At 38.7% G+C, this 23,019-nt stretch carries 19 protein-coding genes and 1 pseudogene; 2 read left to right on the forward strand and 18 right to left on the reverse strand.

The window, feature by feature from the left end:
- Positions 1 to 119: 119 nt before the first annotated feature.
- The 18 genes and pseudogenes from ACTQ16_RS15345 to glmS all read right to left on the reverse strand — a co-directional run bounded on the left by ACTQ16_RS15345 (position 120) and on the right by glmS (position 21,156).
- Entirely contained in the window at positions 120 to 1,811 is a 1,692-nt protein-coding gene (locus tag ACTQ16_RS15345) for a hypothetical protein (protein ID WP_441938227.1), read from the reverse strand.
- Positions 1,812 to 1,865: 54 nt separating this feature from the next.
- Positions 1,866 to 2,945, reverse strand: coding sequence for a dsDNA nuclease domain-containing protein (locus ACTQ16_RS15350; RefSeq protein WP_441938229.1), 1,080 nt, complete (start codon positions 2,943 to 2,945; stop codon positions 1,866 to 1,868).
- A gap of 12 nt (positions 2,946 to 2,957) precedes the next feature.
- The gene (locus ACTQ16_RS15355) at positions 2,958 to 4,028 is read right to left on the reverse strand and encodes a hypothetical protein (RefSeq protein WP_441938231.1); all 1,071 of its coding nucleotides are present in this window, start codon (positions 4,026 to 4,028) and stop codon (positions 2,958 to 2,960) included.
- Position 4,029: 1 nt separating this feature from the next.
- Positions 4,030 to 6,096, reverse strand: a complete 2,067-nt coding sequence (locus ACTQ16_RS15360; RefSeq protein ID WP_441938232.1) for a hypothetical protein — start codon at positions 6,094 to 6,096, stop codon at positions 4,030 to 4,032.
- A 104-nt stretch (positions 6,097 to 6,200) separates the two neighbouring features.
- Positions 6,201 to 7,124 (reverse strand): MFS transporter, encoded by a 924-nt coding sequence (locus ACTQ16_RS15365; protein WP_441938233.1) that lies wholly within the window; start codon positions 7,122 to 7,124, stop codon positions 6,201 to 6,203.
- 47 nt (positions 7,125 to 7,171) lie between these two features.
- Positions 7,172 to 9,001, reverse strand: coding sequence for an ATP-dependent nuclease (locus ACTQ16_RS15370; protein WP_441938235.1), 1,830 nt, complete (start codon positions 8,999 to 9,001; stop codon positions 7,172 to 7,174).
- A gap of 12 nt (positions 9,002 to 9,013) precedes the next feature.
- Positions 9,014 to 10,183 (reverse strand): MBL fold metallo-hydrolase, encoded by a 1,170-nt coding sequence (locus tag ACTQ16_RS15375; protein ID WP_441938237.1) that lies wholly within the window; start codon positions 10,181 to 10,183, stop codon positions 9,014 to 9,016.
- Positions 10,170 to 10,679 (reverse strand): hypothetical protein, encoded by a 510-nt coding sequence (locus ACTQ16_RS15380; protein ID WP_441938238.1) that lies wholly within the window; start codon positions 10,677 to 10,679, stop codon positions 10,170 to 10,172. Before ACTQ16_RS15380 ends, ACTQ16_RS15375 begins: the two co-directional genes overlap by 14 nt.
- 1 nt (position 10,680) lies before the next feature.
- Positions 10,681 to 11,334, reverse strand: coding sequence for a hypothetical protein (locus ACTQ16_RS15385; protein ID WP_441938239.1), 654 nt, complete (start codon positions 11,332 to 11,334; stop codon positions 10,681 to 10,683).
- Positions 11,335 to 11,543: 209 nt separating this feature from the next.
- A pseudogene (locus tag ACTQ16_RS15390) lies at positions 11,544 to 11,660 on the reverse strand (dTDP-glucose 4,6-dehydratase); the annotation flags it as partial.
- 153 nt (positions 11,661 to 11,813) lie between these two features.
- Entirely contained in the window at positions 11,814 to 12,590 is a 777-nt protein-coding gene (gene tnpC, locus ACTQ16_RS15395; protein ID WP_441938240.1) for an IS66 family transposase, read from the reverse strand.
- A gap of 84 nt (positions 12,591 to 12,674) precedes the next feature.
- Positions 12,675 to 13,847 carry an IS66 family transposase gene (gene tnpC / locus ACTQ16_RS15400; RefSeq protein ID WP_441938242.1) on the reverse strand — a complete coding sequence of 391 codons (1,173 nt, stop codon included), beginning with the start codon at positions 13,845 to 13,847 and terminating at the stop codon, positions 12,675 to 12,677.
- On the reverse strand, positions 13,844 to 14,353 hold the full coding sequence (locus ACTQ16_RS15405) for a hypothetical protein (protein ID WP_441938244.1): 510 nt from the start codon (positions 14,351 to 14,353) through the stop codon (positions 13,844 to 13,846). Before ACTQ16_RS15405 ends, tnpC (ACTQ16_RS15400) begins: the two co-directional genes overlap by 4 nt.
- Before the next feature lie 80 nt (positions 14,354 to 14,433).
- Positions 14,434 to 14,868, reverse strand: coding sequence for an IS66 family insertion sequence element accessory protein TnpB (gene tnpB, locus ACTQ16_RS15410; RefSeq protein ID WP_441938246.1), 435 nt, complete (start codon positions 14,866 to 14,868; stop codon positions 14,434 to 14,436).
- A complete protein-coding gene (locus ACTQ16_RS15415) occupies positions 14,862 to 15,248 on the reverse strand; it encodes a hypothetical protein (protein ID WP_334669864.1) in 387 nt (128 codons plus the stop codon). Before ACTQ16_RS15415 ends, tnpB begins: the two co-directional genes overlap by 7 nt.
- Before the next feature lie 372 nt (positions 15,249 to 15,620).
- Entirely contained in the window at positions 15,621 to 16,358 is a 738-nt protein-coding gene (locus tag ACTQ16_RS15420) for an HNH endonuclease (protein WP_441938248.1), read from the reverse strand.
- 296 nt (positions 16,359 to 16,654) lie between these two features.
- Positions 16,655 to 19,057 (reverse strand): hypothetical protein, encoded by a 2,403-nt coding sequence (locus ACTQ16_RS15425; protein WP_441938249.1) that lies wholly within the window; start codon positions 19,055 to 19,057, stop codon positions 16,655 to 16,657.
- Between the two features lie 233 nt (positions 19,058 to 19,290).
- Positions 19,291 to 21,156 carry a glutamine--fructose-6-phosphate transaminase (isomerizing) gene (glmS, locus tag ACTQ16_RS15430; RefSeq protein ID WP_441938251.1) on the reverse strand — a complete coding sequence of 622 codons (1,866 nt, stop codon included), beginning with the start codon at positions 21,154 to 21,156 and terminating at the stop codon, positions 19,291 to 19,293.
- A gap of 253 nt (positions 21,157 to 21,409) precedes the next feature.
- Between glmS and ACTQ16_RS15435 the strand changes: the two genes are divergently transcribed.
- Complete coding sequence (locus ACTQ16_RS15435) at positions 21,410 to 21,790, forward strand: ISAon1 family transposase N-terminal region protein (protein WP_006847878.1); 381 nt, start codon at positions 21,410 to 21,412, stop codon at positions 21,788 to 21,790.
- The gene (locus tag ACTQ16_RS15440; protein ID WP_441938253.1) at positions 21,756 to 22,802 is read left to right on the forward strand and encodes an ISAon1 family transposase; all 1,047 of its coding nucleotides are present in this window, start codon (positions 21,756 to 21,758) and stop codon (positions 22,800 to 22,802) included. The genes ACTQ16_RS15435 and ACTQ16_RS15440 overlap by 35 nt, the downstream gene beginning before the upstream one ends.
- Positions 22,803 to 23,019: the final 217 nt, after the last annotated feature.

The following is a 23,019-nucleotide window of genomic DNA, read 5'->3' on the forward strand; positions in this document are numbered from 1 at the left end:
GATGGTGGCTACATATTGATGTTGTGCTGTTGCTTTTTACTGAAAGCTGCTACTAACGACTCATAAATCTACCCTTAATCGTGTATTGGATGATAGTTGCGGATTTTAGGAGATACACATCAAATCCTTAGACTGAAATTATTGTAAAGCAAATCGTCGATTTCGTTGCTAATGGATTGAAAATCATCTACTATCAACAATTTGTTAGGATTATGCAATTCTACGACTTTAATATTTTCTGCATTTAATTGCAAATCAGATGATGTCGCTACTATCAATTGTGCATCTTTGGGTTTGTTTTCCAAGAGAAAAGAGAACATTGTTTCTTCATCTTTGTCTCTTAGTCCACGTTGACGCATTTCATCAACAACAATTGGGCAGAGGACAGGACCACCATATTTGCACATAATATCAATAAACGCATATGTATAAGCAACAATAGTTCTTGGGACTTTTGTTCCTGTTACAGATATATTGGTACTCAAAGAAATCTTTTTCTCGGAATTTAAACGAACTTTCATTTTCGTAGTGTACTTAAAAACTAAATTTCCAAAGTCGTTTTCAATCATTTTCTTGCGTTCTTTTTTACCTTCATCATTGACTTTTGCTTTTAGTTTTTCTATCTCTTGTTGATATCTTACTTTCTCTTTTTCCAGTCTAACTTTCTCCTCTCCCATAATGCTGTCAAAATATTTTTCCAACTTGGAATTTAAATAATCATCCAAACTTGATTCGTCTTTTTTTATTTGCATTAGTTGGGATATCTCAATAAGTTTATCTCTTATTTCTTTATTGCTATATTCTGCATTTTCTATTTTAAGATTTATATCTTTGAGCTCACTTTGATTTTGGATTATCAAATCTTTGCATTTTACAATATCATCACTCATTTCAAGCCTACCAAGAAAATCATTAGCCACTTTAGAACCACACATAGGACAAGTAATGATGTCCTCCTGTGTCATAGCATAATTAAAGTCCTTGCCAATTTCTTTAATATTGTTGTGCAACTGTTCTATGCAGAAAGTGAGATAACTTTTTTTGTTGTATAGTTCCTTTAATTCTGCTAATTTGTTTTTTTGAGCAATCTTCAACTCACTAATTTTCTTGATAAAATTTGCAATTTCCTCATTGAAATCATTCTCGTTTAAAGACAACTTAAATTTAACAAGACGCTTTTTCATACTCTCAAACAGTCTTTTGTTTGCAGCTAAATCTATATTTATTTTATCCAAAGACTTAATTGCATTATCGAGCTGGACTTTGAATGAAAAGTATTCATCAGATACCACTCCTGTATGGAGTAATAAAGTATTTGCTCGTAAAGTACTACTGCCACATCTAGAAAAAGAAGTCCACGGCTGTGCCCAGCCATCATCTTGATCTATATAGAAAGGCATAAAGAGGTAATCGGAATAAAAGGTTTGTTTAATTCCATTAATCACAATCTTAGGAAGGTGTATATCCAACAAACTAGAAATAGCCTTACCTTGCTTGGATAAAGAATCTGTTAACGTTCTTTGAGTACCATCTGGATTAAAAATATAGTAGTCTTTTCCTATGTGGAGAGCTGTGAAGTTTATATCATCTATGGTAAACTTCAATAAAACCACAATATTATCGTTTTTCCATGTTTCCGGAATACTCTTTATGGAAGTTCCGAGTGCCGAGAATAAGGACTTAGAGATACAGGATTTACCTGTATCGGTATCACCTTTGATAATGACTATATCACTATCAAGACTTATCCTTCTCGCCTTTCTGCTTGAATAGCTCAGGAAAGAGATTTCCTTGAATCTTAACTTTTTCATACTTCTTAGTTCTTAAATTTCTTATAAGAATCTTTAATATCCCAATATTATTATTCATGCCGTCAAATAAAAAATGAGTGCCAAAATAAAAGAATCTTTATATCCGAGAGGATTTGAATATTTACTTTTAACCTCAGTCAAAATCTTATTCCCTAATTCCCAGAATGTATTGCAATCTTCAAATTCAATATTTGCATTTACATCTCTGATACAATTAGATAATTTGCAAAATTCTATATTATCATATTGGAAATATTCGTTCCTGATTTTGTTTTCCAATTCTTGTTTTATTATTATTCTTTGCTGAAAAGTCGTTCCATCCATTAACTCTCTCATTGCAGACTGGCATTTCATTTCGAACGAAGTATAACTACGTAACTCATTTATGAAACTTTCAAATTGAGATTTTGAAATTGCCTTATGAGTAAACAAGTCTTCTTTTGTATGACAGACTTCTTTATAATCATTACGTTTTGTTATTTCTGCAAATATTGCATCATAAAAAGATCTTGGATTAATTTCAGATGTTCCCAAATGCTTTCTTAGAAACGTTGTAACCTTACCAACCAATGAATCCGTAGAATCATTTAAATTCAACTGGTTTTGGATTATAAAAAGATGCTCGTAACAGTTGGGATTTATCTGTGTGCCCAGTTCTTTCTCTATTTTAGATTTTATGTCATTTTGCACTTTTTCTGATAATTTAGAAAAGGATAGAACTTCGTCATGGGATTCAGACTTGGAATCAAAATGGTTCTTTGACACGAAAGTATTTGTCACGAAATAAACATCTCTTGTCTTCTCAAATTCCAAATAGTGATTAATCAATTTTCCCAAATAGGACTTCTTGGCTTTTCCTTTTGAATCTGTTTCTTTTTGACAAAGTTTGTTTGCCTGCCAATAATTCACACTCGTTTTAATCTGGTAAAAATCAATATTAGCAGCATCTTCATCAGAATCCAACACTTCTATATCATCATGATAATCAAATATAATCGTATAGGACTCACCGCTATCTTCTAACTCCAAAAGTTTCTTCAAAGCCCAGTTCTTTTGGAAGCTAAAGCCATTGTCTGCTGTAGAGCCTCCTATATCCGAAGGTAGTTTACTTAATATTTCATCAAATGCATCCATAATCATTCCTTTTTACACAACAATCCCTAACCACTCAAGCACATCTCTTTTCAATTTACTCAAAGGTCTGTCCAATGTCTTCTCGATGTCTGCTTCAACACCAAACATCATTCTGAATACATCTTCACGAGTGTACTTCATTCCTAAATCTACACAAACCTTATCAAACAGTGTTTTGAGATATGTCGGATTGTTCTTTATCTCGAAATCCATGATGTCCTTTACTTCCAAAGGACCATGTTTCTCGTAAATTTCATCAAGTGCCAAGTCTGTAATCGTTTTGTCTTCCTTACTATTCCTCTTACGACAAAGAAGTACAGACCACTCGCTCGCATGTAATGTATCCATATACTCTAATGTTGGAACAAACTTAAAGTCTGGGGCGAAATCTGGGTTTGTATACGGGTGAATATGCGTCTTCAAGCTATAATGTGCACTTCCTTTTACCGAACTATTACATACAGAACAACTTGGTATCAAATTATAAAAACTTAGTCCCAATAATGGATATTGCCGATGTGCAAACCAATGATCGAACTGTGGTCTTACTTTGCTTACTATCTTGCCTTTTTCTGTAACCTTCCCTACAGTAAAAGTGTATTGCCTATTACAATAAGTGCATGTGTTCCTGCCTTTCAGTAGTGAAAGGTTATAAGCCACTTCTTCTTTAATCAAGCCGTAATCAAACACATCATACAGGAATGTCAGCAGCTTCTCATATCGGTCAATCAATGATTGTTGTTTAGGCGTTCTGCGCTTCTTGGCTTTAGCCTTCAAGTATCTTCTTAATAACTTTTCAGAATAAATGTCGTGATAGCCATATCGGTTTACAGGCATCAACTTCAACATATTGTTCAAATGACGATGATTTAACTTGAAAAGCCTTGAAGGTTTTGCAGACAATATATCCTCCACAAGTCCTACATATAAAGTGCCATCAGGCAAGATTGGCACCAAATAGTCGCACCAATCCTTGTATTCGACATTGTCTCTTAGCTTATTTACATTTTTCACGATGGAAGATTCCAACCATGAAATATACCTTTTCATTTCCTTTGCTGAGATATCATCCAAATGCCACATGTCAGCTTCTCCTTTCTTTTAGCCTTTTCAGTTCAGTTTCCAACATTTCGATTCTTTTATCTAAACTTTTGTTGCCAAAAGTTGCATCATATTTATCCAATAAAACTCTTTGAATGATAGGTTCGTCTATCGTCAAAATCAGTCTTAACAGCTTTTCTTTTGGATAATTTTGCAGCCAGGAGCTTTCTCCACAGTCTTCAGCAGAACCATTGCCTTCACAATACAAATTCAGAACTTGTATGATTCTCTTTACTACCCATTCCGAGAACAAACCTTTACAGCCGTCTTTCATAAAGAAGTTGGTATTTAACATATCATGGATGTTGGCTCCAAAGCTTTGCAAATCAAGGTGCTGTTGAACTCCATCTTTCAGTGTCATAATATTTGTTGCAGGAATATCGCTCAATACAAATGGAGAGTGGGTAACTATCAAGAACGAAACAGCCTTAATGCCATCCATATACATTTGTCTCAATCCATCCAAAAGATACAGCAAGAAATTTCGTTGCATTTCGGGATGAAAATACAACTCTATCTCTTCCAAAATCACATTGACACGGCTATAAGCTACTCTCTGTTTATTAGCATCATAATGAACTGAGTCTATATTGGCTAAATGGTACAATATAGAACTGATAGTATAAATTTGTTGGCGTTCACCAGAACTGAGTTTTTCCAGCGTTATATTTTGTTCACTATGTTGTTCGTGGAGAATGATGGATACATTGAATATTGGCGAAGGCAAAACATCTTCAGTCTTGGAATATAAAAGTGGAAGCTGTTGTTCCCAATCTTCTTTCATGCTACGCATAGCAATCTTTTGTATCTTTATGGCATTTTCTAAATTAAGAAAGCCTTCTTGATAACATCCATGTACCAAGAAACAAAGCGTTTGCCTAATTTTGGTAGTTATATGAGAATAATCAAGACTCATAGCGTGTACCATCTCCTTTACGGCAGAAATATGTTTTTCTTTTGGCCACTTTCTAACTCCAGCTAAAGCATCATAATATTTTCTATATTGCCGATATTTCATGGCAACCTTTATCGTTTTGTAGACAAGATATTCTAAAGCCTTAGCTTGAAGTGGATAACCATTGCTTTTATCAAATACGCAATTATACTCTTCTCTCCAACAGCCGTTAATCGTGCTTCGTATTTTACGGTAGGCATGACGCAAGTAATGAAGACTGCAATCAGCATTGAGAGCTTCCAAATCATATTGTTTCGTGTTTTGAGTAAGTTCAAAGCCTACCACATCAAGATGCCCATTTAGAGTAATGAATCCTGAACCATGAAACAATAATGCCATCAATCTCTCTTTCGATAGTGTTCGCTCTGTATTGCTGTCTATGTTTCCATTGTTCCTATATGGAGTAATGACTAATGGAGTCTGATAGCCATCATTCTTATGAAACAGTCCATTCAACCAACAATCTCCCTCGTCACAAAAATCGTGTGGATTGTAAGCATATATGCTGTAATTGGAAACGAAGGTGTAGAAGAAATGCTTAACCATTTCTTTTTTGTATGAGAATTCTAAATCAGAATAACTGCTCTTATTCCAATTATGCAGCAATCTTTTAGCAGAAAATACTACACGTGAGTTCTTTTCGTCTATTTTGCATCTACTATATACATACAATTTTACATTTTCACCAGATACTTGCAATAAATGAGGAATACCATCAGACATATAGTACAATTCTCCAAACACGCCATCTATATAAGTCAAATGTTCTACAGCTGGGAATAAAGGTAAATCTCCAAATAAGGAAACCGAAAAGTTATTAATCAAGCGTAATATAAATTCAACTAATGTACTTTTACCGGCTCCATTAGAACCAACCAGTGCCGAAATATTTACATGCAGATGCCTGTAATGGTTCAGGTAATCATCGTATAGGGTTACTATACCAGCCTCTTTAGCATGAAACTCAACAGAATTATCTTTGATATGAAAACCATTTAAGAATGTGTAGTATTGATTAGCATCAAGAAGTTTCTTCCCAATACTCTCATTATTAGTGATTCGTAAAGCGAAAATACAAAAATTAGGAATTTGCATAATTGTTTACTCTTTGATTTATAAAAAACGGGCTACTAAGCTCCAACCCCCTAAAACAAACTCATTATAGGGTAGAAGAGCATTTCCCATAATTCATCACTCATTCAGTCTCTCGTGACATCAGTTAAAGGGAATCTCAGCATTGCAGCATACCCTCCAATCACCCCATAACATACCAGCGGTATCAAAAAGGCTATCGCCATACTGCCAGTAGTATCCGCTATATACCCCATGATTACTGGAGCAACCGCACCACCCACTATCGTCATGATAAGCAATGAAGAGGCAAGTTTGGTCTTTGTACCCGCATCCCTCAATGCCAGCGAGAAGATAGTCGGAAACATGATGCTCTCTCCCAGATACAGGGCTAAAAACGCAATGAGAGATAAGGTGCCGTTACATACCACTACAATCAATGTGGCAATAAAGGTGAGGATGGCACAGACCAGCAGCACCAGCCTTGGCTGGATATAATTCATGATGACACCAGCAGCCAACCTGCCGATAAAGAACAGACCCATTCCGCCAAAGGCGAGATACAGACTGGCAGTCTGCTTCTCTATATGAATGCTCTCCTCAGCATAGTTGATGAAGAAACTGTTCACACCCGTCTGGGCAGCCACATAGAGAAACAAGGTCAGCATACCGAAACCGAATGCCATCACTCGCATCGGCTTCTCCTCTACCTTCTCGTTCGTATCCGCCTCATGCGCTCTCTTTGGGTCAGGCAACTTGATTCTTAACAGGACCAGTGCCACAGAAAGCACGAAGATACCCACCAGGGCATAAGGAATAGCAATGTTGACACCCGAGAACAGAAGCTGTCCGCCAACCAGCGGTCCTACAATCCATCCGATGCCATTGAGCGACTGCGACAGGTTGATTCTGCTCTCCGCCTTGTCAGGATGTCCCAGTACCGTAGTATAAGGATTCGCACTCGTTTCCAGACAGGTCAGTCCGCATCCTATCACAAACAGCGACAGAACGAAGAAGTAGGAACTGTTGATCCTGCTTCCCGGTATGAACATTAATATTAAATTATATAGCAAATTATGAGTTGTTAGACAACTACAGCCTACTTAAGCTGAGCTAATATCTTATTATAAATATCCAAGAACTCATCATCTGCATCATTCCCTGAAGGACAAAATGTCTTTTTTAGCTCAGCGAAACTGAGCTTACAAAAATGTTTATCACATACTTTTTTCCCTCCTAAGCGAACCGTTGCCTCATGGTTCTGACAGAGTTTTTTCACATCATCCCAATCACCATAGTGTAGAGATTTTATAGGAGGTGTTAAACCTGCAAAGTAGCTTTCTGGGATATAACATTCGATTTCACGTTTTCTTGTTACCCCACATTGCTTCTCACTATAGCCTAGCGTATGAAGTTTCGTGAGATTTGGAGAAACAGCATCGGTACTTTCCTTATCTGAATCCAACAATATAAAATATGGCTTGCCAATTTTTTTGATGACATCAAAATTTGTCCAATGCTGGATAGAAGAACATCCTCCCACAGGAATGAGTACAACTTTACAATCATCAAAATTCTTGTCTATCACACCTGCTTGTTTATACATTTTTGCCACATGACTATATGCCTTTACATCATCAGGACCTTCAACTAAGAAAAGTCCTTTAATGTTATCATCAAAAAGACGAAGCAAGCTGTCATCACTTTTTATGCCGAGATCTTCAACTATGGACTTTACATTTACAGTATCATTTTGCATTACCAAGTATTGCCCATCATTCTTTGTTATATGAACAAGGTTTGAAATATCACAAAGTGATACTATATTTGGCGAATGTGTAGTTATCACTACCTGATACCCATTATCTGACATACCTTTTAAACTTTCAGAAAGTAGCCTTTGAGTAGTTGGATGCAAGAATGTTTCTGGTTCTTCAAAACCAAAAATTACATTTTTGCTTTCATGACGCTCTTCTGCTAACATTTCGAAATAAGACATCATTGTAATTCTCCGAAACCCATCACCACGTGAAGATAAAGGTATGTTCACATCTTGAGCCTTACATTTAAAAGCTGTTGACACTAATTTTGACCAATCAAAATTCACTTGTGCCTGAATTTGCTCTTTTGCAGATAAAACAGAGTTAATCTTTTCTGTTATTGTATTTAATGAATCAGCTATTTTTTCTCGCACTTGCTCCTCTAAATCTACTGTATCAATCTGCTCATTCAGCATTTTCAATGCCTTATCCTTAAAATACTTTTGGACAGAAGTATCACTATCAGAAAGCGAACTATCTGCCTTAAAATATTCAAAAGAAGGAAGTTCTTTCCTTATCGCATCGTATATTTTCTTTAATCTCGTTGTTCCAGTGGTAGGCAATTCTGAGTACTCGAATACAAATCCAGCCCCTTGTTCTTGGTAATATTTGCGTATCTTTTCTCTTTTTTCCTTGTTATTATATTCCTCTCCGTTTGCTTTTTGTGTGGATAGGTCTAACTTATTACATAAATTAATCAATTCCTTTTCCGTTAACAACAAGAAATCTTCTTTATGTTTTTTACGTGCCACATACCACTTTGGCTTAATCTTTACTTGAGCAGTATCCCAAACTTTCTTTACTTTCAAAAATCCATCCTCACTCACGATGTCTTCTTTTTTAAAAGATGTGGGTATCGTATCATCTAAAACAACATTAATATCAGCGGTATCAAATTCTACAGCAATAGAAATCAGTGAGGAATCACTATCTACATTTTTATCATCAACTGTTATTGTTGTTTCATTTAAAAATGCATCAACAGCTTTCAATACTGTAGATTTGCCAACATCATTTTTGCCAACTATACAAGTAAAATCATTGAATAATATTTCCGTAGGTTCCTTAATTCCACGAAAATTAGATATAATTATTTTTTTTATATGCATAATGTCTATATTTTAATCAACCAAATTCTTATGATAGTTTTTTAAGAATTCACCTGTTACTTCTGCAGCTGCCCCAAATGTATACCTCTTCCATTTCTTTTCATCAGGACTCCACCTGCAAACTACGATACCAGGCAAATCTTGTTTTGTTATATCTAGAATAGTATCATCACCAGGGAACACTTCTGTCGGTTGGACGTTCTGTTCCAGCCCACACGTTATGTACTGATGCGTACAATGAGTGTGATACTGGCTAAGCATATCTTTATGTGGAAGATTCTCACTATTAGATGATTTATATATAGTCGTTACCCCTATCAAAGCGTCCTTTTTTACTAGTTCTTTCCAAAATTTTGGACAATACCCTGTTACAGAAGAATGATGAGCTATTTTTACACATCCAAAAGGAGAATTTCTTTTTAAGATTATACTGTTATGCATAATTTCACACCACCCTGTTTCTTTTGCATCTTCACAATCATCAGTACAGTCATCCATAGAATATTTATCTCTTCTATTCACTTCTGCATCGCATCCTATCAGTACGGCCTGTCCATCATAACTTACAGTAACTGATAAACATGTCATATTTTCTTCTAACGCTTTTGTGTGTTCCTCTTTGGGGTCTTTCGGGTCAATTTGCAATAAAAGAGAATCAAACTGCTCCATTGCATAATCCGAAGGACCTAGGCAATGCACATCAATCTTTATTTGATCATTATCTTCTATCAACTGGTCATGAAAAATATACTTTGGTTTTCTTTGCCCAACTTCTTTCAAAGCAATCAAACATTTTTCAAATTCTTTCCAGCCTCCAGCTTTGTTTGTTTCAATTTCATTTAACATAAAAACATATTGCACAAAGTTTTTAAAGTTACCTATTTTAGCAATTTTAAATTCACTATTTTTACAACTACGCAATATTTCTGCCAGCCCTAAATAGTGGTCTTTATGCCAATGAGAACAAATAACAGTCTTGACATCATCACAAGATACTCCAATGGCGTCTAAATACGCCAAAGGCAGAACTTCTCCATTAGCTTTACAGCTATCAATAATCATCCATTTACCATTCCCCAAATGAATAACTACCGATTCGCCATTATTAAACCCTGGTCCTATTGTTGTTATTTCCAATTCTTTATCAGAAGGCTTTACTAAGTCTATATTAATGTTCTTCATATTCTTCAAACATATAAGATAAATGCTTAATTTTTTCAGACACTATAGACTCCAACATTTCGCTTGTTCTATTTAGAGGCTGATCTAGATTCATTTCCACAACACGCTTTTTTTTGTCTCTAGTTGGCTCTTGGTAATATTTCACTTTAATGGAAACAATTTGGTTTATGAATAAAGTTTCTCCGTTCTTTAACCTATTTTTGCTAATCCTCAAGTGTTTCACTGATGAGTGATTTTTTACAATTGCCTCAAAATAATCATCTGCAACCAAAGAAATATAACCTTGCCAATTTTCAAACCGAACTAGATTATTTTGAATTACACGAGGTTCTAATTTCGTAAAAGTCCAATCAGAGAAGAAATTATTATGTTCGGTTGAATCCAAAGTAGAGCCCGACGAATGATTTGAATATACTCTTTCGACTTTTACTGCAATAATGTCTGAAGACAACAAGTCTCTTGCGTCATCAAATAGAGTTGCTGAGAGATTTTTCATATTAGAACAAAGGTTTGATAGATGATATTAATTCTTTAAACGTATCGTCAAATACTTGGTGCAATGTGCCAGTTTTTCCTCTCAAAATACCAATTGCAACATCCACATCATTAACCCTATAATGATTGTTTTCAGAGAATTGAAAAGATGGATATTTACCACCATTAGTAACACGCTTTAACGAAATAAGTTTTTGGGGTGTTTCATCAGTTTGCTTTTCTTCCCACGATTGCCACGTAATATCCACCATTATCGAATTACTAGAAACAGGTGCCAAAGCATCTATTGGCGCAAAATGATGACAAAATTTAAGCAAGTCTCCTTTTTTAAGTAAGGTAAATATTTTTGCTCCATTAATTCCAATCGCATCTATTTTTTCAGGTTTCTTGCAACTCAAAACTTTAATGATGAAACTAACTATCACATCTGATTCTGAAATCTCGAAACTAACCACTTGCAGTCTAGAACGGGTAATTAGCACCTCAAAATTCTTAGTTCTGAAACTTAACGAGTCTGGATTAAGTTGGAATCCCTGTCCTAAGTCTTCAAGTTTTAATATGCCTCGCTTAACCATCCATACGGGATCCATTGATTCAGGAAGAAAACGCCCTAAGACTACGACACTAATACTTTGTGATAATATAGATATTTCCATTTTTGAGTCCACTTGAAAAAGTGGGTTCTATTTAAATTAAACAATAGCCTTGGGCAGTTATATTTTTCCCTTGGCGTTAACTAACACTGGCGAATAGTTCGTGTTCATTAGTTGAGCTAGCAACTTTAGCACGCAACTACAGCTTTAAAAAGGCCTCAAAATGGGGCTATTCGCTCTTTGAACTACTTATTTTGCAATTTGGAGACTTAGTCTGTTACATAAGTGATGAGATCCATATCCTCGCCTTCCTTTCTGCCGAGCAGACGGTCAACAGTCTTGATAATCACCTTGATGATATCGATGGCACGAGCATGGTCTACTACATACTGCATAAGTAGAGGAATTATGCAGACATAAACTCGAAGCCCTTTATGATTCATCTGAAGAACGTAAGCATCCAACCCCTATGACAATACAACTCCATCCCCAGTGTTTACTGGGGATACAGAGTATTTTAAGAAATTGGACTTTTCTGATTTTTAAACAGGTTTAACTAAAAGTGCCTCTGTCATCAAGGCATAATCCCTTCTTCCAGCTACAATCATGTCAAAGAATCCCCTGAAGAAATCCAGTGGAGCCATTGCCATTAGCTTGCAGGTTTCAACGAAAGTAAGGAAGGTCGCTGTGAATCTGGCACCCTGCTCACTGCTAAATCCACCTAAGTTCTTTCGGAGATTGGTGAATGGGCGGACTGCGCGTTCACAACAGTTGTTGTCTATCAAGACGCTGCCTATCTTAGTATATGCCATCAGCTCTTCCCAATGCTTGGTCATATATGTCAAGGCTTGTTGCAACTTAGCAGAGAGCTTAATCTCGTTTTTCTCAAACTGTTGCAACAGTGCCGTCGCTTGCTGATAGAGGTCGTGTAAAACTGGTAGGGATTCCTCACCTCGATGCTTGACTATCTCTTTTTCTGTGCGACCCAACACTTGATTTTCAACTTCGACCTTATATAATATACCGATCAAGTCTATGAATGCCTGTACCAAGGTATCCTTGTAGTCACGACTCGCCGAGACAAACAGTCTTCTAACGTGCGACCAGCAACATACATGAGTACAGTCCTTCAACTTATTAAAGTAAAGGTATGCAGCATAGGCATCGGTCATCAACGTGCCCTTGAAGTCACCAAGAAACTCCTTGATAACCTCTTTCTTACGACTGCCATACAGATAATAGCAGACCTTGGTGGTCAAGTTGACAATGACCCACATATATCGTTTCTTATAATGCACCTCACCATTGGCATCCGTCACCTTGGTGGTAAGCGGTCACTTTAGGTACGTTAAGCCATAAAATGAATGCTTTTTTATTATCTTTTAAGAAAAAATTATTTGATTTTATGCCCAAGCAGTAACAGTAGCATGCTGCCATCTATGGGCTAGTAAGTCTACCAATTTGTCCTTTGCCGTTTTCTTGATCCTGCGGAACACATCACAAAGATACTCCACAGGATCCAAATTGTGCTTTCGGATATTGGCAAAGTGGGACATCAGGCGAGCAAAGCGCACACCTGATTCCGGACTGCCAACAAAATAACTATTATTGCGATACTTCGCTATTCTTCTAATCTGTCGCTCACATACATTGTTCGAGAGATCAAGACTTCCATCCTCTAGACAGCGCAACATACAAGGATATTCAGTAAGGGCATAGTTCACTGCCTTGAGAAGTTCGGGTTCTTCCTCCTTCTCAAGGTTCTTTGCCAATTTATCCAAATATGATTTCAAATCATTAAGCATAGGAGCTATGCGAAGAACGCGCTCTCGCCGAATGTCATCAGGATTTGAGAACCCTGCCTTTATCAGCTTGTCCTCACGGAAGATTGCATCAAACAACTTCAATATCAGCATGGCATCTTCCGAAAAATCCTTCAATTTGAAGAACGGTCTTCGCATATGAACCAAACAGGCTATTCGTTGTATTAACTCTCCAACATCGTAGCACTTATAGATAGGTGCGCCATCACTATGGAGGTAAATTTTCTCCATTACGTCTTCAAAGTACTTTTTGACTGCCTCCTGGGTTCTACGACCACGCTCATGGAACACGAACTGGGTCAGACCTAACATTGGCGCATAGTAACAGAATATCCAACGCTTGAAGAAGTGAAGTTCATCCTCCACATCCTCAATCGTCTCACCCTTGCCAGGCAACCGCTGGTCTTTACAACCCAATGTAGATTCATCACTATGAACGTTGCCAGAAGCGATGATTTCCTTATGGAGAGGCTCGTCCAATGGCTCCAGTATATTGGCACCGATTTCAATCCACCCCATAACTGTCGAATGAGCATAGTTCAAGCCCATGCCTTTCAGCCATGCCTCGATATCTCCGATTGTCATATGATAATAGAAATGCATCGTCAATATCTGAGCTATCAATGACTCCGTTGCCCATGTTCTGCCCATGCAGTTCTCATACTCTTTAGGAAGATTTACATGATAGCATTTACCCTTGGAATCCTTATATTTCTTGCGACGGATAATATAAGTACGGATAAAACCTTTCACATAAGTATATTTGCCTTCTGCTGTTCGCTGGCCTTCAGTTTTGCCTCTGGTGACATTGTTGAAGCCGAGTTTGAGTTACTTGGCATTGTGGTTGTCGGATTATCCCCATCATTTATGCCTTTCAATTGATTTATCTCATTCTGCTTAGCTGCCAAGCGAGCATTGAAATCAGAAGTAAGTTTCTCTAACTCACTAGCATATGTTTCCTTTAGCTTTTGTTCACGTGCCTCAAACTCAGCACGCACACCCGCAACTACAGCTTCACGAAGAGAGTCTGAAAGATTAACCTCTCCATTACCAGTCATGAATGTTACAAGTTTTTGCATCATGTCATTCAACTGATCTACCTTTTCACAAAGCTGCTTGTTCAGGTTAGAAACCATAGCTTCAAGCTCCACCACTCGTTTGTCACGAGCCTGGAGTTTCTTGCGGAGCAACCTGTTGTCAGCTGCCTCGCTATGCGCTTGCGCACTTATAGCCTGTATGGATTTCTCTTCTGATTTCATACTGCAAAGATACTAAAAATATTTGAGATAACAAAATTATAAAGCATTGAATATCAATATTTTATGTTAAATATTATATATCAAATAGCTTCTTTCAAGAGTTCTTTTTCGTCTATTTTTCCCTGGGCAGGCTCTTCAATATCCATACCCAATTCTTCGTCATTTTCATCATTCAGATCGTTAAAAGCAACCTTACGGTCTTTTAGAACGATTCCTTCAACCAGATAGACAAAGCTCTCCCAAGAGATATGATAGCATCCCTTTTTCTCATCGAAGACTGGCTCGACGAAATGGTTGGAACGGAGAATCTTTTCGGTAAGAATCTCACCTTGATGATGAAAATAATAGATACGAACACGATGACTGTCCTTTGAAAGGAAGATATAAATGTCTCCATTGGTAGGATCACGATGAAGTTGACTCTTGATATAATTGCGCAAACCAGCATGGCGATAACGCAAGGTTACGGGTTCACTGCACAGATAATAATTAAAACCACTTGATAAACTCAGCATAGTGTTCCCTCCATTTCCTTGATCAGTGAAACCAAAGCTGACTTGGAACAGCTACCTATGTGCAAGCTAATCTTACTACCAAAGTTCAACTCGATATCATCAAGCAACAAATCTACATCTTGCTCAACAGGTAAAACTGCTGGTTCTATCGTGACAGAATCTGCAGGTTCTACGACCAGTGGATGCAAGCCCTGCTCTTCATCTGAACTCACAGGCATAGCACTTGGCTTACGATAAGAATCATTACGCAAACAATGAAGCATCTTGGTATAGCTTACTTTTTGTTCTTTACAGAACCCATGAAGGTTCTTACTCTTGTACTCGGTTCGAAACTTACGAACCATTGAGGCATAGTACTTGCCTTCTTCGTTTATATTCATTTTGTCCCAAATTTAAAATTCGGGGCAAAGGTATATATTTTTATTAACGTACGCAAGACGGCCTAAAGTGACTGCTTACAGATAAGGTGGCAGAGGGAGGATTTGTGTTGGGTGTTGTTGAACTCCATATTGCTCAAAGTATTATCATCAATTAACCATCGAATACATGGTATAGCTTACCCAAACATAAAGGAGGAAATCTATGATAGCTTCCAGTATAAGACTTTTGCTAACACCGTTTTTCCCAATTAACAGTGTGAACTCGCAATCTTGTGAATTACTTTCAGGCTGAGTAAAATCCAACATGAACGAATGCTTGCTATCTTGCTAAAAAGTTGCGCTTAATATTTTGAATGTCATATCGTTTTATGTTTATACGATTCCTAATTGTTCCAATATATCTTTTGTCAGTTTGGATAAAGGACGGTTTTCTAACTCTTCCTCATTCAAATATTTCCCCCAAACAAAATCAAAAACTTCTTGTGGTGTACGGAATAAACCTTGAAATCCATCCGACAGAGCTTGGTTCTGTTCCAAAGAGCCATAACTTGTAGACTTTTCTATGAGATCCATCACGTAGTCCTTATGTTTGTCATACAATACAGCAAGTCCTAGCCCATCTATATTTTGTTTTTCATTTTTGGATGGATTAACAAAACCAACAGAAAAATCGTCCTTTGACTTTGTACGCTTGATCTTATTGATATTCAACAGAACATTCTTTGTTTTATCGCAAATTCCAAATTTTGACTGAAATCCATCGAAATAGGGATTGACTCCAATATCATCTGTTGCTTTGCCATGATTACATATTGAGCATGAAGGAACAAGGTTGTAAAAAGACAAAGCTAGCAATGGATGCTTACTTTTGCTGTAAAAATGGTCAAACTCGGGGCGAGTTGTGAATTTCTTTCCTGCTGCCGAACTAGAAGATTTGACGGTAAAAGTATAGTTTCTATTGCAATATGGACAAGTCCTTATCTTTAGTCTTTCAAGTACGTCATTGGCTATGCTCTTGGTGAAGCAGTTATATAGAGTTTCGAATATATAGGACAGAACAATTCGAACATCCTCACCACAGGTTGCATTTGCCAGTTTCAGTTTCTCCATCTCCTTTTTCTTTGCAAGAACAATATTGTCAAAGTCATGTTCAAACTCGTCAAGCTTACTCAACACGTCATTTCCTGTGGCAGTCGAAATTCTTCTTAGTCGTGTTTCTCTCCTTACATATCCTTTCCATTTGGAAAAGACAGTATCGTAATACTCATTATGTTTCCCATTTCTCAAAAAAGGACGATGTTTATCCTCTCTTTTCTCAAAAAGGAAAGCATGCAAACTGTCTCACCAGAAATGTGCAACAGAATCCAAATCACGATTATACCCTAGATATATCATATTCGGCAGTATTATTTTTTCAATTTTTTGATGATGAACTTTTGGAAAGCATTATCATCAAGTTCTTGGTTTAGTCGTTTATATGTGTTATACAACATCATCAACTGCTGTCTTATGACAGGTTCACCAACATGTTGTATCTCTTGCCTTATCTTTTCCAATTCACTTGCCTTGAAATCTCCGGAATGTAACAAAGCAAACAGATGATTTATCTTCTGATGGGCAAACTCTCCCATAGGAAGACTTGGTAAGAAGAATCCATTTTTCAGGAGTCCATTGATATTCGCACCGAATGTGTTTTCCTGCATGGAATAGTCAGCTTCACCATTTTTCAGAAATAGCACATTTGTCTTTGGAATATCTGAAAGTATATAGGGAGAGTGGGTGACATAGAGCACATTGATACTCCGTATTTGCTTAAATGTCAACTGTCCGATTATCTCCATTAAATAACAGGTAAAATTACGTTGCCATTCAGGATGAAAATACAGTTCGATCTCCTCCAGCATAAGATTCACTGCTTGATAGTGTATCTTACCGCTACCAATAGAATCAATATTCAGCAGATGATAAATAATGGCTCCAACAGAAAAATATCTCTGCTTCTCACCCGAACTTAAAGTATCAAATGGTATCAGGCTAGAGTCAGACTCCCTTCGAAAATAAATCTGCCATTTGTAGATTGCTGGTGGCAGATTTTCCATATCCAGCAGTTTGGTGCCATACTTATCTGATATTTTGTTCAAGTTGATATATTTACCGATAGCGTTGTCTTCCCATATTTCCTTGTCATTATATATTTTAGCACTTTCTCCATTGTTTATATAGTTGAATGCTTGACGGAGTTTCAGTGTGATGTGGGATTTATAATTCCATTCATTCTGCAATTTGCCAAAAGCTTCGCCTAGTTTGTTCGTATAGCGTCCATATCTACCATTCTTTATATATTTCATGCTGCCGGAAAACAAAGACTCTGTTTCATAGGCTAAGCATGGATATCCGAAAGTGGAGTAGGTCTCAAATATGGCTATTGTCTTGTAGATGATATAATGCTTGCACTTTTCTTCATTGGTCATATCCCCATAGGGCTTGAAGATAAGTTCTGGTGTCACTTCCAATTTTATTTTCTTCCCATTCTTAAGTTCAAGGCCCATTTGTTTCCAACAATCGCATACTGCATCTATCAATTCCAAGCGTTGGATTTGACAAAGATTGAATGATTGGAATTTTTCGAGTTCCTTCAATATCTTCTTATTCGAATTTCCGAAATCAGCCCAATTCTCTATTTCTTGAATTCTTGTCAGGGTCTTTATTAACTGGTGAACATCACTGTTTTTCGAGAGTAAATCGTTCTTTTGGGCATATTCTAAAGCAAGACAAAACAGTTTATTGTTATTTGGATGATTGATGATACGCTGGTATATTTGTGACAACAAGTTTATAGCATTTGAAATCCACATATCTTTTTCTTTGGAATCTTGCTCTTCCAAGTATGCTATGTCTTCCTGTAACAAGTTGGTGTCCCTATGTTTTAAGAAGAAGTCTGTGATGGTAATTTTCTGTAGTTTAGAATACCCAATGTCTTTCAGTTCCAAAAGCTCCGCCTTTTTATCATTCAACGTTCGGAAAGGATTTGAATGCAGGTTTGTGGGGCGGGGGTGTACCATCAGAGATAGTAGACGTTGCATTGACAGAAATTTCTCCCGGTTCATGTCTATGTTGCCATAGCTCCTATAAGGATGAAGGCTCAATGGTGTTTGATAGCCATCGTTCTTGTGAAACACTCGATGAAGCCAGCAATTCTCTTCGTCTTTTTGATTATTGTCCTTGGTTTCCCATTCGTTAGGAATATCCAACGAATTATAGGCATATAAAGAATAATTTGACACCATAGTATAGAAGAATAGCTTTTTCAGCATCTCTTTTCCTACTATACAGTCTTGTTTGTAGACATTACCAGTTTCCACATACCGGTATATCCGAGCATCATCTTCTGTTGTTACCAAACGATAGAAGATTCCATCCAAATGGTAATACAGTTCGGCATTGACTCCCTGTATCCAAAGAAGAGTTCCGATTTCTCCAATTTCATGAATGATAGATGCATTGTTCAATATTCTGATGATCAATTCCACCAAGGAACTCTTACCATCTCCATTCATACCGACAATTGCAGAAAAATTCAATCGAACTCCCTTGCTTTGTTTTTCAGACAAGGAAAAGAAACTTGCTGAAAGCGGAGCTATATTACTACTTCGCCTTGTTATCAGCTTAGCATCTTCTGATATACGATAATCGTTATTCAAGTAATAGAAATGGTTTTCAACAAGACATTTGAGAATATGTTGCACACAACCAGGTAATACTCGAACTGCAATTAGTTTAAAATCTAAAGATGTCTTAGATGTCGGCATAAATTATCTCAAAAAACATTTTGTTAAAAAACGGGCTACTAGGCTCCATCCCCGAAAAGTAGCTTAATAAAAAAAGGGGAGAGGGATCCGTTCGCCCGTATATCTATTATTTCCCTACTGGCAATGCTACATTTTAGGAAATCAAAGAATCGCTAACAACGCATTACATTATTACCTTTAAAATACAGCATTGTTTTTAAGGGGCAACCATTTATCCCTCATACCCATTCGGGTTATTCTACCGTCACACTCTTTGCCAGATTTCTCGGCATATCCACATCCAGTCCCTTATCCACAGCCACATAGTAAGCAAGCAGCTGCAGCGGAACTACGCTCAGCAGCGGAACCAGTGCATTCAGGGTTCTTGGAACCTCCAATACATTATCCGCTATTTCCTTCACCTGCAGGTCACCCTCAGTCACCACGGCAAGGATGCGGCCGTTTCTCGACTTCACCTCCTGCATGTTCGAGATAATCTTTTCATACAACTGATGATGCGTAGCAAGGAAAACGATTGGCATATCCTGGTCTACCAGGGCGATAGGACCATGCTTCATCTCGGCAGCAGGATAGCCCTCGGCATGGATGTAACTGATTTCCTTCAGTTTCAATGCACCCTCCATCGCCACAGGATAGTTCACACCACGTCCCAAGTACAGGAAGTTGTGCGCATAGGTAAACATTCGGGAGATATCCTTGATTATCGGAGCCTGCTCCAATACCTTCTCCATTTTCTGCGGAATCTCAGAAAGTTCCTCTATCATCTGATAGTAGTCAGCATTGTTTAGGGTTCCCAACTCATGCCCCAAAGCCAAAGCAAGAAGCGTAAGAACCGTCACCTGCCCGGTGAATGCTTTCGTACTTGCCACACCAATCTCCGGACCCACATGGATATAGATACCCGTATCCGTTTCACGGGCAATGGAAGACCCCACGCCGTTCACGATACCGAAAATCAGCGCACCCTTCTCCTTTGCCAGCTTAATCGCAGCCAAGGTATCAGCCGTCTCACCACTCTGACTGATTGCAATCACCACATCCTCCGGCTCAATCACTGGGTCGCCATAGCGGAACTCACTGGCATACGCTACCTCCACTCTCTTGCGGCACATCTTCTCAATCAGCTGCTTACCGATCAGTCCGGCATGCCAACTGGTACCACACGCCACGATGATGATATGCTTCGCTTGAACCAGTCGGTCACGATAATCACGAAGCGCAGAAAGAACGATGCGGTTGTTCTCAGGATGTTCCTTGTCAGCAAAGAGGCGACCACTCATACAATCCTTCAGACAGTTAGGCTGGTCATTAATCTCCTTCAGCATAAAGTGGTCAAAACCACCCTTGCTCAGTTTGCTGATGTCCAGATCCACTGTCTTGATATCGTAATGACAGGCAGAATGCTCCAGATTGATGATATTTAACTCCTCACCTACCCTGACGTCAGCAATCTGACCATCTTCCAGATACACCACCTTATCCGTATGCTCCACGATAGGAGTCGCATCACTGGCGATATAGAAGTCCAGATTATCCATACCCACACCAACTACCAGCGGACTAGACTGGCGTGCTGCTACCAGATGGCTAGGGTTATTCTTCTCGACAACAGCAATGGCATACGCACCGATGGCATCGTTCAAAGCCTGGCAAACGGCAGAAACCAAGTCCTTGCCATTCTGCTGGTAGTAGAAATCAATCAGCTGCACCAGCACCTCAGTATCAGTAGTACTTTTAAACTCATAGCCCTTCTCGATAAGCTGTTCCTTCAAAACCTGATAGTTCTCGATGATGCCATTATGCACCAAAGCCAAGTCACCGCTCATGCTCACATGAGGATGGGCGTTGGTAGCAGAAGGCTCTCCATGGGTAGCCCAGCGGGTATGGGCGATACCCACATGACCGCTACAGTCCTTCTCGGCAGCCATCGTCTCCAGGTTACTCACCTTCCCCTTTGTCTTATACACATTCAGCTGGTCCTGACCATTAATCAAGGCCACACCAGCGCTGTCATATCCACGATACTCCAGTTTCTTCAAGCCATCGATAAGAACAGGATAAGCATCATTCTGTCCAATATATCCAACTATTCCACACATAGTTTACTTTCTTACTAAATTATTTTTTTATTTGTTTCTTCCAATCTAGGAATCTCATGATGAGCAGAATCTGTTCCTCCCACTTATCACTCAATCTCATCGCCTCCTCCTTGCTATAAGCAGGATGGCTTTTGGTAAAACCACTGAATATTTCATCGATACATATATTCCGGGTCACTTGCAAAAGCGTGTGGATAGCATAGCACAATAAAAGCAAGCAGGTGTACGTTTATAGAGTAAACGTTAGAAGAAAATGGAACAGTATAGACTCTTAGCGGAATGCCTATTGCCAGCCCGCATGCTTGACTGGTTTGACTTGAAGACTGTACGTGTCGAGAAGAAAGGTGACACACAGGTGATTCACCTTTATCTCGATGAGAACGAGCAGAAACCTGACGACGGAGAAGACCTGCGCCCCAATGGATTTACACGCGAAAGTGTGTTTCACGACTTTCCGATTAGAGGTCAGGAAGTACTGCTTCACGTGCGCCGTCGCAGATGGCTTGATGCAGATGGTCACAACGTGATGACCGAATGCAATCTCATTCAGGAGTCCACCCGCTGCTCAACCGAGTTGGCGGATTTTTTAAAAGAAGCGTTTGGAGACGCGCCCTATAACGGCCCGTTCGTTTGAGGATGACTATCACATAGACGGTGATGAGTATGGCAGAGCCTACAAGGACCACCTAAGCGGCTATCGTGAATGGTCTGAACTAGGCCATGCTGACGAGTGGCTCATCTTCCCAGAGAACATAAGTCCTCACGTCAGCATAGATGAGACATGCTTGTCCACGGGAGAGGTATACACAATAGCCTCGAACAAGGATGCACATGGTCGCAAGGGATGCCTTATTGCTGTAGTCAAGGGCACTAAGGCAAAGGATGTCATAAAGGCATTGATGAAGATACCAGAAGCGTTGAGAATGAGCGTGGAAGAGGTTACTCTCGACTTCTCTGAGAGTATGCACAACATAGTAGAGACATGCTTTCCGAAGGCTATGCGTACGCTCGACCGGTTCCATCATCAGCAGTTTTGTCTTGAAGCCTTGCAAGAGGTACGCAGAGAGTATAGGCGTGAGCAGATGACACTTGATGCCAATGCTAGGGAAGAGCACCGTCTGATGATGCGCCAGCTGCAGGAGAACGATGGTCCATTTGTGGATGAGGAGGGCAATGCCATAAGGCGCAATGCAAGGTACTATCCCGAAAGACTTGAGAACGGAGAGACTCGTGCAGAACTCCTTGCACGCAGTAAGGGGCTACTTATGATGTCACCCGAGAAATGGACAGACACACAGAAGGAACGTGCAGAAATACTGTTCCGTGAGTTTCCGGACATAAAGACGGCTTTCTCGCTTACCCACTCTCTTCGAATGATTTTCTCGCAGAGGTGTACTAAGGAGCAAGGTGCTGTCAGCCTGCATTCATGGTACTCGAAGGTCGGTGATTTCGGCAACAAAGCGTTCAATGATATTGCTGCCGCCATGTACGACCGTGAGGATGAGATCCTTAACAATTTTGTCAATCGCTCTACCAATGCATCAGCAGAATCCCTCAATGCAAAGATCAAGCATTTCAGAGCACAACTCAGAGGTATTATTGACCGTAAGTTCTTTCTCTTCAGACTAATGAAGATCTATGCCTAATCCACACACTTTTACTGGTGACCCCTTTATAATGTTTTTATATAAGGGACACAGAGGCTTGGCAACCATCTATATATCTTGGATGGTTGCTGAGACAAAATCCTCCTGTAAAATATGCAATGTTAGAAAAGACTCAGCTGTTTCGTATCTTCGATAACGTATCCAGTAAGTGCCTTGGGCTTGTTGTCAAAGAAACAGTATGCCCCTAATGCAGAAA

The sequence above is a fragment of the Prevotella sp. LCP21S3_D2 genome (assembly GCF_052118345.1).
GTDB lineage: Bacteria > Bacteroidota > Bacteroidia > Bacteroidales > Bacteroidaceae > Prevotella.

Bases quoted from the DNA above. Each gene is read 5' to 3' on its own strand.
- ACTQ16_RS15435 (WP_006847878.1), top strand. From the start codon at position 21,410: ATGGAACAGTATAGACTCTTAGCGGAATGCCTATTGCCAGCCCGCATG.
- ACTQ16_RS15415 (WP_334669864.1), bottom strand. From the start codon at position 15,248: ATGAATATAAACGAAGAAGGCAAGTACTATGCCTCAATGGTTCGTAAG.
- ACTQ16_RS15425 (WP_441938249.1), bottom strand. From the start codon at position 19,057: ATGCCGACATCTAAGACATCTTTAGATTTTAAACTAATTGCAGTTCGA.
- tnpB (WP_441938246.1), bottom strand. From the start codon at position 14,868: ATGCTGAGTTTATCAAGTGGTTTTAATTATTATCTGTGCAGTGAACCC.
- ACTQ16_RS15380 (WP_441938238.1), bottom strand. From the start codon at position 10,679: ATGAAAAATCTCTCAGCAACTCTATTTGATGACGCAAGAGACTTGTTG.
- ACTQ16_RS15355 (WP_441938231.1), bottom strand. From the start codon at position 4,028: ATGTGGCATTTGGATGATATCTCAGCAAAGGAAATGAAAAGGTATATT.
- ACTQ16_RS15405 (WP_441938244.1), bottom strand. From the start codon at position 14,353: ATGAAATCAGAAGAGAAATCCATACAGGCTATAAGTGCGCAAGCGCAT.
- ACTQ16_RS15350 (WP_441938229.1), bottom strand. From the start codon at position 2,945: ATGGATGCATTTGATGAAATATTAAGTAAACTACCTTCGGATATAGGA.
- ACTQ16_RS15385 (WP_441938239.1), bottom strand. From the start codon at position 11,334: ATGGAAATATCTATATTATCACAAAGTATTAGTGTCGTAGTCTTAGGG.
- ACTQ16_RS15365 (WP_441938233.1), bottom strand. From the start codon at position 7,124: ATGTTCATACCGGGAAGCAGGATCAACAGTTCCTACTTCTTCGTTCTG.
- ACTQ16_RS15360 (WP_441938232.1), bottom strand. From the start codon at position 6,096: ATGCAAATTCCTAATTTTTGTATTTTCGCTTTACGAATCACTAATAAT.
- glmS (WP_441938251.1), bottom strand. From the start codon at position 21,156: ATGTGTGGAATAGTTGGATATATTGGACAGAATGATGCTTATCCTGTT.
- ACTQ16_RS15370 (WP_441938235.1), bottom strand. From the start codon at position 9,001: ATGCATATAAAAAAAATAATTATATCTAATTTTCGTGGAATTAAGGAA.
- ACTQ16_RS15375 (WP_441938237.1), bottom strand. From the start codon at position 10,183: ATGAAGAACATTAATATAGACTTAGTAAAGCCTTCTGATAAAGAATTG.
- ACTQ16_RS15345 (WP_441938227.1), bottom strand. From the start codon at position 1,811: ATGAAAAAGTTAAGATTCAAGGAAATCTCTTTCCTGAGCTATTCAAGC.
- ACTQ16_RS15420 (WP_441938248.1), bottom strand. From the start codon at position 16,358: ATGGAGAAACTGAAACTGGCAAATGCAACCTGTGGTGAGGATGTTCGA.